Below are 14420 nucleotides of genomic sequence, written 5' to 3' on the forward strand. Positions count from 1 at the left end.
TATCTACCCGGTTCGCCGGCACATACCCAAGCCGCAAGGCACGGGGCTTTAGCTCAGTTGGTAGAGCGCTTGCATGGCATGCAAGAGGTCAGCGGTTCGACTCCGCTAAGCTCCACCATCAAAGGCCTCGCGGAAGCCCCGCGGGGCCTTTGTCCTATCTGCCTCCGCTCAATCCTCGTCCATCGCCCGGAACATGGCCTCGGCCTCGTCGAAGCTGTCATAGCTCAACTGCTCGGGCGGGCGGACGATGACGAACCAGGACACGGTCCGCCCGGGGACCAGGGTGCGCGTCTGCTGCCAGAAGCTGCGGTCAGGCCGGACCTGAAGCAGGGTCCACTCCCCCTCTCCTTTCGGCGGCTCGGGCCGAGATCGCGCGTCCATGTCGTCCTCCGTCCTGGCTGAACCCACACACGACAACAGCGACGCTTGAGAGTCAAAGGCGAGACCGCCCCGCGACGGCGCCGGACTGCCAATTTGTTCCGGCAAGGCGTATGGAACCCTCCATATCACCCATTCAGAGGCCATATTCGCCCGTGAGCTCTCCGCTTTCCCCTGCCCCGCTGGCCGCCGCCTCCGCCGAGGACAAGACCAAGACCCGCGCCATCGTCCCCGTGTCGATGCGGGGCTATGACGCCGACTTCCAGGCCTTCGCCGACGCCCTGGGCGCCTCATTCTCGCGCTACGGCTTCGCCGTGATCGCCGACCACGGCCTTGACCAGCCGACCATCGACGCCGCCATCGCCGACGCCAAGGCCTTCTTCGCCCTGCCCGAGGATGTGAAGCGCCAGTACCACCAGCCCGGCACCGGCGGCGCGCGCGGCCTGACCCCCTTCGGCGTCGAAGCCGCCAAGGGCGCCGCCGCCGTGGACCTGAAAGAGTTCTGGCACGTCGGCCGCGAACTGCCGGCGGACCACCCCTATCGCAAATACATGCGCGACAACGTCTGGCCGACCGAGATCGAGGGCTTCCAGCCGCATCTCTACGGCATGTTCGACGCCCTGGATCAGCTGGGCCGCAAGATCCTCAAGGCCATCGCCCGCTACATGAAGCTGGGCGACGACTATTTCGAGGACAAGGTCGAGCTGGGCAACAGCGTGCTGCGGATGCTGCACTATCCGCCGGTCCCCGCCGACGCCCCGGGCGTGCGCGCAGGCGCCCATGAGGACATCAACGTCATCACCCTGCTGCTGGGCGCCGAGGAGGCCGGGCTGCAGCTCAAGGACGCCGACGGCGAGTGGCTGGACATCGCGCCGCCGCCGGGCGCCCTGGTGGTCAACATCGGCGACATGCTGCAGCGCCTGACCAACCACGTCCTGCCGTCGACGACGCACCGGGTGGTCAACCCGGCGCCTGAGCGTCGCGGCTTCGCTCGCTATTCGACGCCCTTTTTCCTGCACTTCAACCCGGACTTCCCGATCGAGACCCTGGCCTCGACCATCACCCCGGAAAACCCGGACCGCTACGCCGGCAAGACCATCCTGGCCGAGGACTTCCTGATGGAGCGCCTCAAGGAGATCCGCCTGATCTGACGGATCGGCGCATCGACTGGAACGAAGAAAGGGCCGGCGGAGCGATCCGCCGGCCCTTTTGTCTGTCCGCCTGTCGCTCGCGTCAGCGCGCGATGCGCAACCGGGTGATGTCCCGGCCGATGGCCTTGAAGGCCTCCTTCAGGCTCGTGCCGCTGTTGGCGTTGTGGAAGTGGGTGTTTTCGTTGGTCGCGCAGCGTCGCAGCACCTCGATGGCCGTATCGACGCCCGGCCCGCCCGTGCTGGTGTTGAGGTTGAACCCGACCGTATAGACGATCACGCTCTGCTGCCTCATGGCGTCGCACAGGGCCACCGCCTGCGAGAAGGCGTTTCCGTTGGTCGCGTCGCAGTTGATGTGGGTGGCGGCCCCGCCGCTGCTGGGGCCGGCGTCGCGCGCGATCGCGTCCTGACAGAAGGGGCTGTTGAACTCGCCGTCCGTCATCAGGATCACGACCTTCAACGTTTTCTGCGGGCTATAGGCCGCCGGCGTGCTGGCGCCGGTCCACAGGGACGAGAAGTTCGGCGACACCAGATACCAACCCCAGGCCAGGCCGATCTGGCCCGCCGTCGAGCCGTCGTCCGTCAGAGCGTTGATCTTGGCCTTGAGGTCATCGCGACTGCTGGACAAGGGCATGATGGTCGACGCCGGGCAGGGATTGCCGGACGAAGCATACGGACTGGTTGTATAGCTGCGGCCGAACCGCGCACCGCTGGTCGGCGCGGCGTCGGTATAGGCTTCCGCCCCCGTGCGCTCGCTGGCGCAGTCGCTGACCTTGTAGTTGGTTACGCCGCCGGCGGCGTTGTCGAAACGATACCACTCGCACCCCTGCTGAGCGCACCAGGCCCGACCGGCGCTGGTGTAGGTCCCGTAGCTGGCGGCCGAAACCCCGGTCGAGAAGGTGTTGGCGGTGACATTGCCCACCACCCAGCTCTTCTTGTTCAGCTGGGTCATGCCATTCACTTCTTCAATCCACACGGCCTCGCCGTTCGAGAGACCATGACCGCTGGCGGTGACGACCGCCGAGCAGTCCGACACCAGGCATTTCTGGATCGTGCCGCCGGACGAATAGCTGTTGTAGCCCGAGGTGGTGCTCAGCGGGCTGGACTGGCCGGGAATGCGCACCTGGAAGGTGTTGGTCTGCTTGTTCACGACCTCCAGCGCGCGGTTGTTCATCTGGGTCATGCCGCTGATGCCCCTGACCCAGACGTAGTCGCCATTGGCGAAGCCGTGGTTGTTGGAGGTGAAGACCGCCGGATTGGCGCGCGTGATGCCGCCGATGTTCTTGGCGGCGCCCGTCTTCCATTGGGCGTTGGTGATCGAGACCGGCGCCGGGATCGCCCCCCGCGCATCGGCGGCATAGGTCCCCAGGTTCACCCCAACCCCGTAGGGCGCCAGGGCGACCTTGGAGTAGAAGGGCGTCTGCTGATCCTGCACGACGATATCGATCAGTTCGTTCGCCGCCGCCTTCAGGTCGATCAGCGGCTGGCCCTGCATCGACCCGGTGATGTCCAGCGCCATCGCCACCTCGACATCGCGCGAGGCGCGCAGGACTTCGGAGTGGCTGCCGACCGGCAGGTAGTCGTCCATGATCTTGCCGTAGGGCGGCAGGACGATGTTGGCGACCAGCACCTTCACGTTCACCTGCGCGTCGGCGACGATGGTGTTGCCCTGCAGCTTGAAGCTGGCCGTGTCGCTCGAACCCGCCTTGAAATAGGCGGGCATATTGGCCTTCAGCGCGTCCAGCCCGATGCGGTCCAGGTTGACCTCGTCGGTGTATTTGGAACGGGCGGCGGCCAGGGCGGCGGCGTCCAGGGCGTCCTGGAGATTGGCCTTCACCTTGGACGCCTGGTGGATGTCGATGGCGCCCAGAGTGACCATGACCAGCATCGGCAGCGCCAGGGCGAACATCATCGCCACATTGCCGCGCGTGCTGGCCTTGAACCGCGAAACAAGGCCCCGCGCCGCGCGCGTCAGCCGGTTCAGTCCGTTTCTCGCCCCGTGCTTCACCGTCTCGGCCCCTGAATTCCGCAGCGGACGCAGGCCCGCATTTCAGACGACTGTGGCGCGGTTCGGTTAAGGGATGGCCCTACGGCAAGGGTTAACGCCGTCTTAGCGGTCGACGCAGCGGTCCAGCCCCGCCTCGCGCACCGTGCCCATGGCCGCCTGGATGCGGCTGGCGCGGCGGCGGACATAGGGGCTGGGCGAAGCGGCCTTGTAGCGGCGCGGACTCGGCAGGATGGCGGCCAGGCGGGCGGCTTCGCGCGTCGTCAGCTTCTCGGCGCTCTTGTGGAACCAGTGCTGCGACGCGGCCTCGGCGCCATAGACGCCCGGCGCCCACTCGGCGACGTTCAGATACATCTCCATGATCCGGCGCTTGCCCCAGACCAGTTCGATCAAACCGGTGTAGCCGACCTCCAGCCCCTTCCTCACCCAGTCGCGGCTGGGCCAGAGGAAGACGTTCTTGGCGGTCTGCTGACTGATGGTCGAGGCGCCGCGTCGCTTGTCCGAGCCGCGCTGCTCGGCGCGCTCATTGGCCTCCATCGCCTTCTGGATGGCCTCGACGTCAAAGCCGTGGTGCTGACAGAAGCGGGCGTCCTCGGCGGCGATCACCGCCTCGACCAGACGCGGCGAGATATGGTCCAGCGAGCGCCAGCGATAGTCCATGCCGTGCCCCGCGACCGCCTGCTTGACCATCAGGATGGTGAACAGGGGCGGGACGAACCGATGCAGCACCACCCCGCCGATCGGGATCAGGGCCAGGATCAGCAGCAGGGTCAGCAGCGGGCGCCGCTTGCGGGTCTTCGCACGGGTCATGACGCCATCCTGCCGGGCTCAAGCTTCAGCGCAAGCGCGATCTCAGAGCGAGACCACGCCCGCCTGACCGTCCTCGTCGGCCCAGGCGACGCGGGCGGCGCCGGAACTCATGGCCAGGGCGACGATGGGCGCGCCCTTTTCTTCCTTGATGAAGGCCAGCCCCTGCCCCGCCGGATCGGCCCACCAGACGCGGCCGTCCTCCAGCCCCGCCGCCAGGCGGCCGTGCGCGGGCGCGGCGGCGACCTGGGCGATCAGGGTGGATTCGTCGAAACCGATCTCGGTCGCCTCGCGGCCCATCGGCCCGTTGGCGCCGATGAAGGGCCACAGCACCACGCCCTGCGCGCCCGAGGTGGCCAGAAGCTGCCCCTTGGCCAGGAAGGCGAAGCTCTTGATCTTGGACGGATAGCCGCCCATCCGCATGTTCTTCTGATCCTTCATCCGCCAGCCGTGCAGTTGATTGTCCTGCATGGCGGTGACGACGAAGGCGCCGTCGGGCGAGAAGGACACCGCCAGGTGCGACCCCGCCCAGGGCATCTTGACCGGCTGCTGCTGCTCGATGCGCGCATACCACAGCCAGGCGCCGCCATAGGTCGAGGTCGCGATGCGCCGCCCCTTGGGATCAAAGGCCACGCCCGAGACGGTGCGTTCGTGCTGGAAGTCGCGACGGAAGACGGCGTCCTTGCTGTCGATCACCGACAGGGTGCGGCCCGCCGAAAAGGCGATCAGGCCGCTCTCGGCCGAGGCGTCGATGGAGTCGATCCACTGGCCCTTGGCCGTGGCCAGCAGCACAGCCTCGCCCTCGCGGCTCCACACCACCTTGCCGTCGTCGCCGCCGGTGACGATGCCCTCGCCCGAGGGGTGGACGGCGGCGCACAGGATGGCCCCGTCATGGACCTCGCTGCGGGCGCCGTTCTCGAACCGCACCGAGCCGTCGCCCAGGGCGAAAATCGCGCCCGTCTTGTCGAACAGGGCGGCGGTGACCTGGGCGTCGAAGTTGAAGGTGGTCATGTCGGCTCACGCAGAAGAAGTCAGACGCGCCTCATAGCGCTCCGCATCGCGTCTGTCGCGCGCTGGCCTGACTTGGGCCTATAGAGGCGCCCATGACCCTGCTGCTCATTCCCGGCTTCATGGCCGACGCCACCCTGTGGGACGCCATGACCGACGACCTGGCCCCGTTCGGGCCTCTGGTCGCGACCGACCTGAGCCGCGGCGAAGACATCGAAAGCATGGCCGCCGCCCTCCTGAGCGACGCGCCGGATCGCTTCGTCGCCGTGGGCTTTTCCATGGGCGGCTATGTGGCGCGCGAACTGGCGCGCATCGCGCCCGAGCGGGTCACGGCCCTGATCCTGATCGCCACCTCGGCCCGCGGCGACACCGAGGAACTGATCCGCCAGCGCCGCTCAGCCCTGAAGGCCGCGCCCAAGGCGTTCAAGGGCCTGAGCCGCCCCGCCATCGTCTCGTCCCTGCATCCCGATCTGGCCGGGGATGAAGCCTTGATCGCCCGCATCCGCGACATGGGTCTGCGGCTGGGCGGCGAGGTCTTCCACCGCCAGTCGGCCATGGCGCGCGCCGGCGACCTGGACCGGCTGGACGAGATCCGCCAGCCGACCCTGATCGTCGCCGCCGACGCCGACCGTCTGCGCGGCGCCGACGAGGCCGAGGAACTGCATCGCGGGATCGCCGGCTCGACGCTGGTTCACATCGCCGACAGCGGCCACATGATCCCGCTGGAACGGCCCAAGGCGCTGGCGAAAATCATGGCGGAGTGGCTGTCCACCCTCTCCCAATGGGAGAGGGCTTGAGGCTCGGAGAGCCGCAGGCGATCCGCCAGCCGAAAGGGTGAGGGTTCACGGCGGAAGTCGGCCGAAGGCCGTAGCGCGACGCCTTACGCCGACTGAAACGTCAGCCCCTCACCCTTTCGCGCCAGAACGATCGCTGCACTCTCGCGCGCTCAAGCCCTCTCCCACCGGGAGAGGGTCCTACCTGTGCGTCTCGACCCAGCGCTGGGTCATCAGGTCGGGCGTAGCGTAGGCTTCCTGAAGCTCAACGCTCCAGTAGTTCAGCATATCCAGCGGGATCACCGCGCCCGAGACGGCGCAGACCACATGGTCGCCGCCCTTGACGATCTCGAACTCGGGCGTGCCGTAGATCAGCTTGGCCTCGACCCGGGCGCGGGGCGGCGGGTTCATGCCGCGCAGGCCTCGAACCCGGCCTTCAGCGCGGCCTCGTCCAGATCGCGGCCGATGAAGACGGCGCGGCTCCAGCGGCGCTCCTTGTCGCCCCAGGGTTTCTGCAGGTCGCCTTCCAGGATCATGTGCACGGCCTGGAAGACCAGGCGGCGGTCCTCGCCGTCCACGTCGATGATGCCCTTGGCGCGCAGGATGTTCTGGCCCTGCTCGCCCAGCAGCTTGTCCAGCCAGGCGGTGAACCTGGCGCCGTTCAGCGGACGATCCAGGGTCAGGGAGATGCCCTTGATGTCGTCGTTGTGGGCGTGGCCGCGCGGGCCGTGGTCGTGATGATCGTGCCCATGAACGTGGTCGTGGCCGCAGTGCTCGTCATGAACGTGGTCATGGTCGTGATCGTGGCCGCAGTCGGCGTCGTGGACGTGGCCCTCGGCGCCGTGGGGCGGGTTCACGAAGTCCGGCTTGACCTCGAGGATGCGCTCCAGATCGAAGGCGTGCAGGCCCAGCACCTGATCCAGCGGCACGTTCGAGCGCTCGGCGCGAACGATGGGGGCCAGCGGGTTGAGGGCGCGCAGACGGCTCTCGACGACCTCCAGTTCGTCCTCGGAGGCCAAGTCGATCTTGTTCAGAATGATGCGGTCGGCGAACGCCACCTGCTCGCGCGCTTCCTTGCTGTCGTCCAGGCGCGCCATGACGTGCTTGGCGTCGACCAGGGCCGTGACGCTGTCCAGCTGCGTCTTGGCCTTGACCTCCTCGTCGACGAAGAAGGTCTGGGCCACCGGGCCGGGGTCGGCCAGGCCGGTGGTCTCGACGATGATGGCGTCAAAGGCGGGCTTGCCGGGACGCTGGCGCTTCATCAGGCCCGAGACGACGCGGATCAGGTCGCCGCGCACCGTGCAGCAAACGCAGCCGTTGTTCATCTCGAACACGTCCTCATCGGCGCCGACCACCAGGTCGTTGTCGATGCCGATCTCGCCGAACTCATTGACGATGACGGCGTAACGCTTGCCGTGATCCTCGGTGAGGATGCGGTTCAACAGGGTGGTCTTGCCGGCGCCGAGGTAGCCGGTGAGGACGGTGACGGGAGTCTTCTGGGTCATGGGCGGCTAGATGGAGCTTCAAGAGAAGAAAGAAAAGGGCGGCGCTCTTTCCTCCCCACTTGTGGCGAGGGGGACCGCGTAGCGGTGGAGGGGCTTCTGCGCCTGAATGAAGCGGCCCCTCCGTCACGGACGCTGCGCGCCCGCGCCACCTCCCCATTGCATGGGGAGGAGAAGGATCAACAGGCCGGGCAAGCCGGCAGGACGCCGCTTTCCAACTGGAACGTCGTGTGGCTGACGCCAAAGCGGCTGCGGGCCACGCCTTGCGCTTCAATCAGCAGGGCGTCGGCGTCGGGCCGGTCATGGACCAGATGCGCCGTCAGCGCCGTGTCCGTGGTCGACAGGCCCCAGACGTGAAGGTCATGCACCGCGCTGACGCCCGGCAAGGCCAGGAAGGCGTCGCGGACCTCGGCCACCTCGACCCCGCTCGGGGCGGCGTCCAGCGCCAGGTTGACCGAGTCCTTCAGCAGGCCCCAGGTCCCCAGCAGAATGACGACGACGATGGCCAGGCTGACCAGGGCGTCGATCACGGCCCAGCCGGTCAGCAGGATCACCGCCCCGGCGATGACCACGCCCAGCGACACGGCGGCGTCGGCCATCATGTGCAGATAGGCCCCGCGCACGTTCAGATCCTTGTGCTGGTCCTTCATGAACAGCAGGGCCGTGCCGAGGTTGATGAAGAAGCCGATGCCCGCCACAACCATGATGACGCCCGACGCCACCGGCGCCGGCTCGGCCAGCCGCCGCACGGCCTCGAAGGCGATGGCGCCGCAGGCGAAGATCAGCAGCAGCGCATTGCCCAGCGCCGCCAGCACCGTCGCCTTGCCATAGCCATAGGTGCGCTTGGGTCCCGCCGCGCGCCGCGCCAGCCAGGCCGCGCCGCCGGCCATGGCCAGACCCAGGACGTCGGACAGGTTGTGGCCCGCGTCGGCCATCAGCGCCGTCGACCCGGCCCAGATCCCGGCCCCGAACTCGCAGGCCACAAAGGCCAGGTTGAGGATCAGACCGACAGCGTAGCGCCAGTCGCCCGTATCCACCGGCCCATGATGATGGCCGCCGATGCCGTGGGAATGGCCGTGGCCGTGGTCGTGACCCGAATGGTCATGGCCCGCATGCGAGCAGCCGTCATGGTCGTGTGCGTGATCGTGCGCCATGCCGCCCTCTCTAGGCCCGCCCGCCGCACATCGTCAATGCGAACGAACATAAGTCATTGAATGTAAACATATAACCTATCAGCGCATCAGTGCTGATGAGTCATCACCAGGAAGCCGATCAGGATCAGGGCCACGCCCAGGATGGCGCCCTCATAGCGCGCCCAGCGCTCCAGCCGCAGGATGGAGTATCCGGCGCTGGCCAGGGCCGCCAGCAGGGTCATGCCCAGCACCGTCCCTGCCGCAAAGCTGGCGGTCAGCAGGGCCAGGGCCATGACCCCTTCCGTCGCCGACGACAGATAGATAGGCAGCAGCACCTCGCCCGGCGTCACGGCCATCATCAGCACCAGCCCCCAGAAGGCGGCGCGGTCCGACACGGCGGGCTCGGGCACCTCGGCCTCGGGTCCTGTCGCCGTGATCGGCTTCTGCAGCGAGGCCCGCGCCAGATAGAAGGCGCCGAAGATGAACAGCAGGGCCGCCGACAGATGCGGCAGCAGCCCCCCGATCCAGGCGTTCAGCGCCAGACCCGCCGCCACGATCAGCGAGCCGACCAGGGCGGTCGAGGCGATATGGGCCAGGCCCGCCGTCACCGCGACCGTCATGACCCGCATCAGGCTCCACCGCTGCGCCCGCCCTACCAGAACAAAGGGCAGCCAGTGGGTCGGCAGGGCCGCATGCAGGAAGGCCGCGACGAATCCCCCGCCCAGAAGCGAAATCAGAACGGGCTGCTGAAGATCGGGCGGCGACATTCCGCGGCTTCTATCCTGTTACTTTGTAACGGTCGAGAGGGACGCGTCCGATTCCGCATACCGCCGCCTGATCCGACTGAGCGCCACGGGCGTCACGCCCAGGAAGCGGGCGATGTCCACCTGCATCAGTCGCGCCGCCAGATCCCCCTGCTCGGCGATGAAGCGCCGGTATCGCGCCTCGGCGGACAGGCACAGAAGGTCGTGCTCGCGGATTTCCTTTCTGAGCGCCATGGACTCGGACATCTCCAGAAAGAGTTCCAAAAGGCCCGCGTCCTGCGCCATCGCCGCACGGAAGCGATCATACCCCAGGACCAGAACCTCGCAGGGCTCGAGACAGGCGGCGGTGAAGGCGCTGGTCTCGCCCCCGATCTGCGATCGTCGCGAGCCGAACACCCCCGCGTCGGCGATGAAGCTCTTGATCCACTCCTTGCCGTCATGGGTGAGGTAAAACAGCTTCACCAGCCCGCCCCGCAGGACATAGATGTCGCGGGAATGGTCGCCCTGGCGAAAGACGACCTCGCCCTTGTCGAAGCTGCGTCGCTGAGCATGGCGGGCCAGGACCGGATCTGACGCCAGCCGCTCTAGTAGAAGATCAAGACCCACTTTCCCCCCTGGCGATCCCGCGCTGCCATCGGACTGAACCCAGGTTAAGTCGCAGCCGCTCGCGGCGGGGCAGAACGCAGTCTCCACACTATGCGGAGGCGCCCATGTTATCCTACCCTCGGAAAATCCTGTTGACCGGAGGAACGTCCGGCATCGGTCGTCAACTGGTCGACCGTCTCTGCGACGCGGGGCATCAGGTGGTGGTCCTGGCCCGCTCTGAGGCCGCCCTGACGGCGCTGAAAGCCGAACGCCCGACGGTCGATGTCTATCGCTGCGATCTGTCAGACCAGCAGGATATCGAAGACTCGATCGAAGCGGTCTGGAACGACCACCCCGACCTGTCCGTCCTGATCAACAACGCCGGCGTGCAATTTCTGCCTCAGCTTCATGAGGCCGGCTTCCGCTACGACAGCATCCGTTACGAGACGACGGTCAATTTCCTGGCCCCCGTATGGCTCAGCGCTCTCTGTCTCCCGGGCCTGCAGTCGCACCCGGATGGCGGCCATATAGTCAACATCTCCTCGGGTCTGGCCTTCTATCCCAAGACGACCTCGGCCGTTTACTGCGCCACCAAGGCCGCCCTCCACTCCTTCTCCCAGAGCCTGCGCTATCAGCAGGAAGGCGGCGTGCGGGTGATCGAGGTCATCCTGCCGATCGTCGACACTCCCATGACCAGGGGCCGCGGGAGCGGAAAAATGCCCGTCGCCCAGGCCGCCGATCAGATCATGCGAGGCCTCAGACGCGGCCGCAGTGAAATCTATGTCGGACGATCCCGGCTGATTCCCCCTCTGGCCCGCATCGCCCCTTCGCTCATACGCGACATCCTCCGGCGCGGCTGAGGCGCTTTCGACCGCTATTGATAGAGGCTGGCCCGGTCCAAAGGCAGGCCCGAGGGACCCGACCGACGCTTCTGGGCCACGGTCTGATAGACCAGCACCGCGCCGCGCTCGAACCCCTTGGCGAACAGGGCGAAATAGATGAGCCAGAGCCGGGTGCGCGCCTCGCCCGCCAGCCGATAGGCGTCCTCGCGCCGCTCATAGAGACGCCGGGTCCATTCGCGCAGCGTCAGTTCGAAATGCTCGCGCATATCCTCGACGTCCAGCGTCTCGAAGCCCAGGCGGCCGAGGTTGCCGACCGTCATGCCGATCGTGTCCAGTTCCCCGCCCGGGAAGATGAAGCGGGTGATGACCTTGGTGGTCGGGGTCGGCCGCAGTTCGCCCTTGCCGCCGCGACGCACCGACGCCTGATGGAAATAGAGACCGCCGGGCTTCAGCAGGCGGCGCATCTGATCGAAATGCCGCTCGTGGTTGGCGAAACCGGCGTGCTCGAACATCTCGACCTGGGCGATGGCGTCATAGGCCCCGGCGCCCTCGACCTCGCGATAGTCCTTCAGTTCCAACGTCACCCTGTCCGACAGGCCCAGCCGCTCGACCTTGGCGCGGGCGAAGTCGAGCTGCGCCTGGCTGAGGGTCACGCCGTGAACATGGACGCCGTACTTGCTGGCCGCCCAGCACGACAGACCGCCCCAGCCGCAACCGACATCGAGCATGCGCTGGCCAGGCTTCAGCCGCAGCTTGCGGCAGATCCGATCCAGCTTCTCCTGCTGCGCCGCCTCCAGCGTCGCGTCATGGCTGGTGAAGTAGGCGCTGGAATAGACCATCTCCGGATCGAGGAAGAGGCCGTAGAAGTCGTTGCCGACATCATAGTGGAACTGAATGAAGTCCTGGTCGCGCCGGCCGCTGCGATCCTGACCCACGCCGTCGTCGCCGGTTGCGTCCCAGGCCGGCAGGACATTCGCCCCGCCCTCGCCTCGCCCCATAAGGAAGGGCAGAGCCTCGCGCGCGATCAGCCAGCGGTCCAGCGAACGCATCAGGTGCACCGCCCGCCCGTGGTCCCAGCGATCCGCCGCTTCCAGCGGACTGCCGCCTTCGACCTTCAGGTCCCCCGAGGCGAACAGTTCGAACAGAGTCATAAGACTGGGTCTGAGGATGAGCCGCCGCACCGCGCCGGGACGGGCGATCACGATCTGGATGTCGTCCCGCGCGCCCGCGCCCAGCGGCAGAACCTCCCCGGTCCAGAGCCGCAGCGACAGGTCAGCCTTGAGATGGTCGGCGATATGGCCGACGATGCGACGCGCGGCGACGACGCGCCGGTCAGTGGTCATGCCCACGATAGAAGCCCCCTTCTCGAACGATGTTCGCCAATTGCACGCGCGGCGACGCGGGGCTAGCCTGCCCAAACCAATCGGCGGCCGCGCGGGCTTTTCGCGCCGCGCACGTTGACTCTGGCTCCCCCTTCCGTATATGTCGCCGCTCTTCGCCCGCAGGGTTTCCTGACGGGCGCATTCTTTTTTGCGTTCACGCTGAGGCTTCCAAATGTACGCGGTGATCAAGACCGGCGGAAAGCAGTACCGGGTTCAACCGGGCGATGTGATTGTTGTCGAGAAACTCGACGGCGACGCTGGCGCTGCCGTCAATTTCGGTGAAGTCCTTATGCTGGGCGGCGACAAGGGTGTTACGGTCGGCGCTCCGCTGATCGACGGCGCCGCTGTCGCAGCGACGCTGATCGAGACCCGCAAGGGCGAGAAGATCAAGATCTTCAAGAAGATCCGTCGTCAGGGCTACCGCCGTACGAACGGCCACCGCCAGATGGAATCGGTCCTGCGCATCACCGGCATCGAAGGCGCCGGCGAGAAGGCCAAGTGGGACGGCAAGGTCGAGCTGATCACCAAGGCTGAAATCAACGCTCGCGCCCGTGGCCTGGCCCCGCGCGTCGAAGCTGTTGAAGCCGCTCCGGCCAAGAAGGCTCCCGCCAAGAAAGCCGCCAAGGCTGAAGGCGCTGAAGCCTAAGATATTCACCGGCGCCGGGATCGGCGCCTAGCAGGACGAGGGTCGCGCTCCATCAGCCCGCAGTGGCTGGAGGCGACCAAGGAAGAGGAGCAGACCTATGGCTCACAAGAAATCCGGTGGTTCGTCGCGTAACGGTCGCGACTCCGAGTCGAAGCGCCTTGGCGTGAAGAAGTACGGCGGCGAGAAGGTTCTGGCCGGCAACATCCTCGTGCGTCAGCGCGGCACCACCTTCCACCCGGGCGTGAACGTCGGCCTGGGCCGCGACCACACCCTGTTCGCCACGGTGAACGGCTCGGTGAAATTCACCACCAAACGTGGCGGCCGTTGTTACGTGTCGATTCTCGCGGCCAACGACGACGCTCAGGCTATGGCCGCCGAGTAACGCGAACTGGACAAAATCCGGGATCGCGTTGCTCAAGAAGCCGCGATCCGGACCAGGGAAATTTTCCGCGGGGAGTCTGGATCACCAGGCTCCCCGTTTGCGTTTCCCCGCCTCGCTGATCGCCCGAGCCCTGATGAACAAGGATGGCGGTCGCACCAAAGGGGCGTGACCCATGTGCGTGATTGAAACTTCTCCCGTCGTCGAAACCCGGCGTCTCATCCTGCGTGCGCCGGGCGCCCAGGACGTCAGCCGCATCGCGGCCCTGGCCAACGACCGCGACATCGCGCGCATGACCAAGCGCATGCCCCACCCCTTCCAGGTGGAGGACGCCGAGGACTTCGTCCTGCACGTCGCAGCCCAGGACCCGAAGCGGGCCAACACCTTCGTCATCGAGCATGAGGACCTGGGTCCCGTGGGCGTCATCGGCCTGTTCGAGGGCGAGGACAGCGTACCCGAAGCCGGATACTGGATCGGTCGCGACTTCTGGGGCCGGGGCTTCGCCACCGAAGCCCTGGAGGGCGCCCTGGTCTGGGCCTCGAAGCGCTGGAAGCGCCGCGCCCTGGTGGCCGGCCACTTCGCCGACAACCCCGCCTCGGGCCGCGTGCTGGAGAAGGCCGGCTTCCTCTATACGGGCGAAACCCGCCCCGCCTTCAGCCAGGCGCGCGGGGCCATCGCCGACACCCGGATGATGGTCTGGCTGGCCTGATAGAACACTGATTTCGCGGGAATTTCGGTCAACAGTGCAGTTTTTTCGGAGATCGGGAAAAAGCCTGTTGACCGGCCGAAAGGTCCCCCCTATTAGATCGCTCCTCGGCGGGGCAACCCACCGGGCCCAGGTGGCGGAATTGGTAGACGCGCTGGCTTCAGGTGCCAGTGGCTTAACGGCCGTGGAGGTTCGAGTCCTCTCCTGGGCACCACATTCTCAAGCGGCGTCGTATCCGATCGGATACGGCGCCGTTTGTCATTTCAGCCCTCCTCTTTATCTCGTGCGACAGCAAAGGTTGGCGCTGCGTCCTAGCGATAGCGCGCGGTTCGTCTATGTTGTCGCCCTGAACGACCACCCGA

At 66.8% G+C, this 14420-nt stretch carries 16 protein-coding genes and 2 tRNA genes; 8 read left to right on the forward strand and 10 right to left on the reverse strand.

The features are described from left to right. Positions 1–42: 42 nt before the first annotated feature. Positions 43–118 (forward strand) — tRNA-Ala (locus AC3IS2_RS12170). A gap of 50 nt (positions 119–168) precedes the next feature. Here the strand turns inward: AC3IS2_RS12170 and AC3IS2_RS12175 are convergent. Beyond that, positions 169–381, reverse strand: coding sequence for a hypothetical protein (locus AC3IS2_RS12175; RefSeq protein WP_489198044.1), 213 nt, complete (start codon positions 379–381; stop codon positions 169–171). A 236-nt stretch (positions 382–617) separates the two neighbouring features. Here AC3IS2_RS12175 and AC3IS2_RS12180 point away from each other — a divergent pair, with 236 nt between their 5' ends. Then, entirely contained in the window at positions 618–1529 is a 912-nt protein-coding gene (locus AC3IS2_RS12180) for an isopenicillin N synthase family dioxygenase (protein ID WP_489200151.1), read from the forward strand. A gap of 82 nt (positions 1530–1611) precedes the next feature. Here the strand turns inward: AC3IS2_RS12180 and AC3IS2_RS12185 are convergent, their stop codons facing one another. The 3 genes from AC3IS2_RS12185 to AC3IS2_RS12195 form a co-directional block, all read right to left on the reverse strand. Continuing rightward, positions 1612–3534, reverse strand: a complete 1923-nt coding sequence (locus AC3IS2_RS12185) for a ubiquitin-activating E1 FCCH domain-containing protein (protein WP_489198045.1) — start codon at positions 3532–3534, stop codon at positions 1612–1614. Positions 3535–3636: 102 nt separating this feature from the next. Next, the gene (mtgA, locus tag AC3IS2_RS12190; RefSeq protein ID WP_489198046.1) at positions 3637–4341 is read right to left on the reverse strand and encodes a monofunctional biosynthetic peptidoglycan transglycosylase; all 705 of its coding nucleotides are present in this window, start codon (positions 4339–4341) and stop codon (positions 3637–3639) included. A 42-nt stretch (positions 4342–4383) separates the two neighbouring features. Then, positions 4384–5349: a WD40 repeat domain-containing protein gene (locus AC3IS2_RS12195; RefSeq protein ID WP_489198047.1), complete on the reverse strand. Its 966-nt coding sequence runs from the start codon at positions 5347–5349 to the stop codon at positions 4384–4386. A gap of 92 nt (positions 5350–5441) precedes the next feature. On the opposite strand from AC3IS2_RS12195, the gene AC3IS2_RS12200 reads away from it, so the two are divergent. Then, positions 5442–6143, forward strand: a complete 702-nt coding sequence (locus AC3IS2_RS12200) for an alpha/beta fold hydrolase (protein WP_489198048.1) — start codon at positions 5442–5444, stop codon at positions 6141–6143. Between the two features lie 177 nt (positions 6144–6320). Here AC3IS2_RS12200 and AC3IS2_RS12205 read toward each other — a convergent pair whose 3' ends face one another. The 5 genes from AC3IS2_RS12205 to AC3IS2_RS12225 form a co-directional block, all read right to left on the reverse strand. Further along, positions 6321–6530, reverse strand: coding sequence for a DUF2093 domain-containing protein (locus AC3IS2_RS12205; RefSeq protein WP_489198049.1), 210 nt, complete (start codon positions 6528–6530; stop codon positions 6321–6323). Then, the gene (locus AC3IS2_RS12210; protein ID WP_489198050.1) at positions 6527–7624 is read right to left on the reverse strand and encodes a CobW family GTP-binding protein; all 1098 of its coding nucleotides are present in this window, start codon (positions 7622–7624) and stop codon (positions 6527–6529) included. The genes AC3IS2_RS12205 and AC3IS2_RS12210 overlap by 4 nt, the downstream gene beginning before the upstream one ends. Before the next feature lie 176 nt (positions 7625–7800). Beyond that, positions 7801–8775, reverse strand: a complete 975-nt coding sequence (locus AC3IS2_RS12215) for a cation diffusion facilitator family transporter (RefSeq protein WP_489198051.1) — start codon at positions 8773–8775, stop codon at positions 7801–7803. Between the two features lie 86 nt (positions 8776–8861). Beyond that, a complete protein-coding gene (locus AC3IS2_RS12220; protein ID WP_489198052.1) occupies positions 8862–9521 on the reverse strand; it encodes a hypothetical protein in 660 nt (219 codons plus the stop codon). A gap of 18 nt (positions 9522–9539) precedes the next feature. Then, positions 9540–10124 carry a Crp/Fnr family transcriptional regulator gene (locus tag AC3IS2_RS12225; protein WP_489198053.1) on the reverse strand — a complete coding sequence of 195 codons (585 nt, stop codon included), beginning with the start codon at positions 10122–10124 and terminating at the stop codon, positions 9540–9542. A 131-nt stretch (positions 10125–10255) separates the two neighbouring features. On the opposite strand from AC3IS2_RS12225, the gene AC3IS2_RS12230 reads away from it, so the two are divergent. Further along, complete coding sequence (locus AC3IS2_RS12230; protein WP_489198054.1) at positions 10256–10963, forward strand: SDR family oxidoreductase; 708 nt, start codon at positions 10256–10258, stop codon at positions 10961–10963. A 14-nt stretch (positions 10964–10977) separates the two neighbouring features. Here the strand turns inward: AC3IS2_RS12230 and AC3IS2_RS12235 are convergent, their stop codons facing one another. Next, on the reverse strand, positions 10978–12288 hold the full coding sequence (locus tag AC3IS2_RS12235; protein WP_489198055.1) for a class I SAM-dependent methyltransferase: 1311 nt from the start codon (positions 12286–12288) through the stop codon (positions 10978–10980). A gap of 211 nt (positions 12289–12499) precedes the next feature. On the opposite strand from AC3IS2_RS12235, the gene rplU reads away from it, so the two are divergent. The 4 genes from rplU (at position 12500) to AC3IS2_RS12255 (ending at position 14272) form a co-directional block, all read left to right on the forward strand. Continuing rightward, on the forward strand, positions 12500–12973 hold the full coding sequence (gene rplU, locus AC3IS2_RS12240; protein ID WP_431565229.1) for a 50S ribosomal protein L21: 474 nt from the start codon (positions 12500–12502) through the stop codon (positions 12971–12973). Positions 12974–13070: 97 nt separating this feature from the next. Continuing rightward, positions 13071–13355 (forward strand): 50S ribosomal protein L27, encoded by a 285-nt coding sequence (gene rpmA / locus AC3IS2_RS12245; RefSeq protein ID WP_489198056.1) that lies wholly within the window; start codon positions 13071–13073, stop codon positions 13353–13355. 172 nt (positions 13356–13527) lie between these two features. Continuing rightward, positions 13528–14061 (forward strand): GNAT family N-acetyltransferase, encoded by a 534-nt coding sequence (locus AC3IS2_RS12250; protein WP_489198057.1) that lies wholly within the window; start codon positions 13528–13530, stop codon positions 14059–14061. 124 nt (positions 14062–14185) lie between these two features. Next, a tRNA-Leu gene (locus AC3IS2_RS12255) sits at positions 14186–14272 on the forward strand. The last annotated feature ends 148 nt before the right edge of the window (positions 14273–14420 follow it).

Source organism: Brevundimonas sp. KH_025 (assembly GCF_057839885.1).

Excerpts from the sequence above, each read along its gene's own strand:
- AC3IS2_RS12205 (WP_489198049.1), bottom strand. The coding sequence starts at position 6,530 with ATGAACCCGCCGCCCCGCGCCCGGGTCGAGGCCAAGCTGATCTACGGC.
- AC3IS2_RS12215 (WP_489198051.1), bottom strand. The coding sequence starts at position 8,775 with ATGGCGCACGATCACGCACACGACCATGACGGCTGCTCGCATGCGGGC.
- rpmA (WP_489198056.1), top strand. The coding sequence starts at position 13,071 with ATGGCTCACAAGAAATCCGGTGGTTCGTCGCGTAACGGTCGCGACTCC.
- AC3IS2_RS12200 (WP_489198048.1), top strand. The coding sequence starts at position 5,442 with ATGACCCTGCTGCTCATTCCCGGCTTCATGGCCGACGCCACCCTGTGG.
- AC3IS2_RS12175 (WP_489198044.1), bottom strand. The coding sequence starts at position 381 with ATGGACGCGCGATCTCGGCCCGAGCCGCCGAAAGGAGAGGGGGAGTGG.
- AC3IS2_RS12250 (WP_489198057.1), top strand. The coding sequence starts at position 13,528 with ATGTGCGTGATTGAAACTTCTCCCGTCGTCGAAACCCGGCGTCTCATC.
- rplU (WP_431565229.1), top strand. The coding sequence starts at position 12,500 with ATGTACGCGGTGATCAAGACCGGCGGAAAGCAGTACCGGGTTCAACCG.
- AC3IS2_RS12180 (WP_489200151.1), top strand. The coding sequence starts at position 618 with ATGCGGGGCTATGACGCCGACTTCCAGGCCTTCGCCGACGCCCTGGGC.
- mtgA (WP_489198046.1), bottom strand. The coding sequence starts at position 4,341 with ATGACCCGTGCGAAGACCCGCAAGCGGCGCCCGCTGCTGACCCTGCTG.
- AC3IS2_RS12210 (WP_489198050.1), bottom strand. The coding sequence starts at position 7,624 with ATGACCCAGAAGACTCCCGTCACCGTCCTCACCGGCTACCTCGGCGCC.
- AC3IS2_RS12220 (WP_489198052.1), bottom strand. The coding sequence starts at position 9,521 with ATGTCGCCGCCCGATCTTCAGCAGCCCGTTCTGATTTCGCTTCTGGGC.
- AC3IS2_RS12195 (WP_489198047.1), bottom strand. The coding sequence starts at position 5,349 with ATGACCACCTTCAACTTCGACGCCCAGGTCACCGCCGCCCTGTTCGAC.
- AC3IS2_RS12235 (WP_489198055.1), bottom strand. The coding sequence starts at position 12,288 with ATGACCACTGACCGGCGCGTCGTCGCCGCGCGTCGCATCGTCGGCCAT.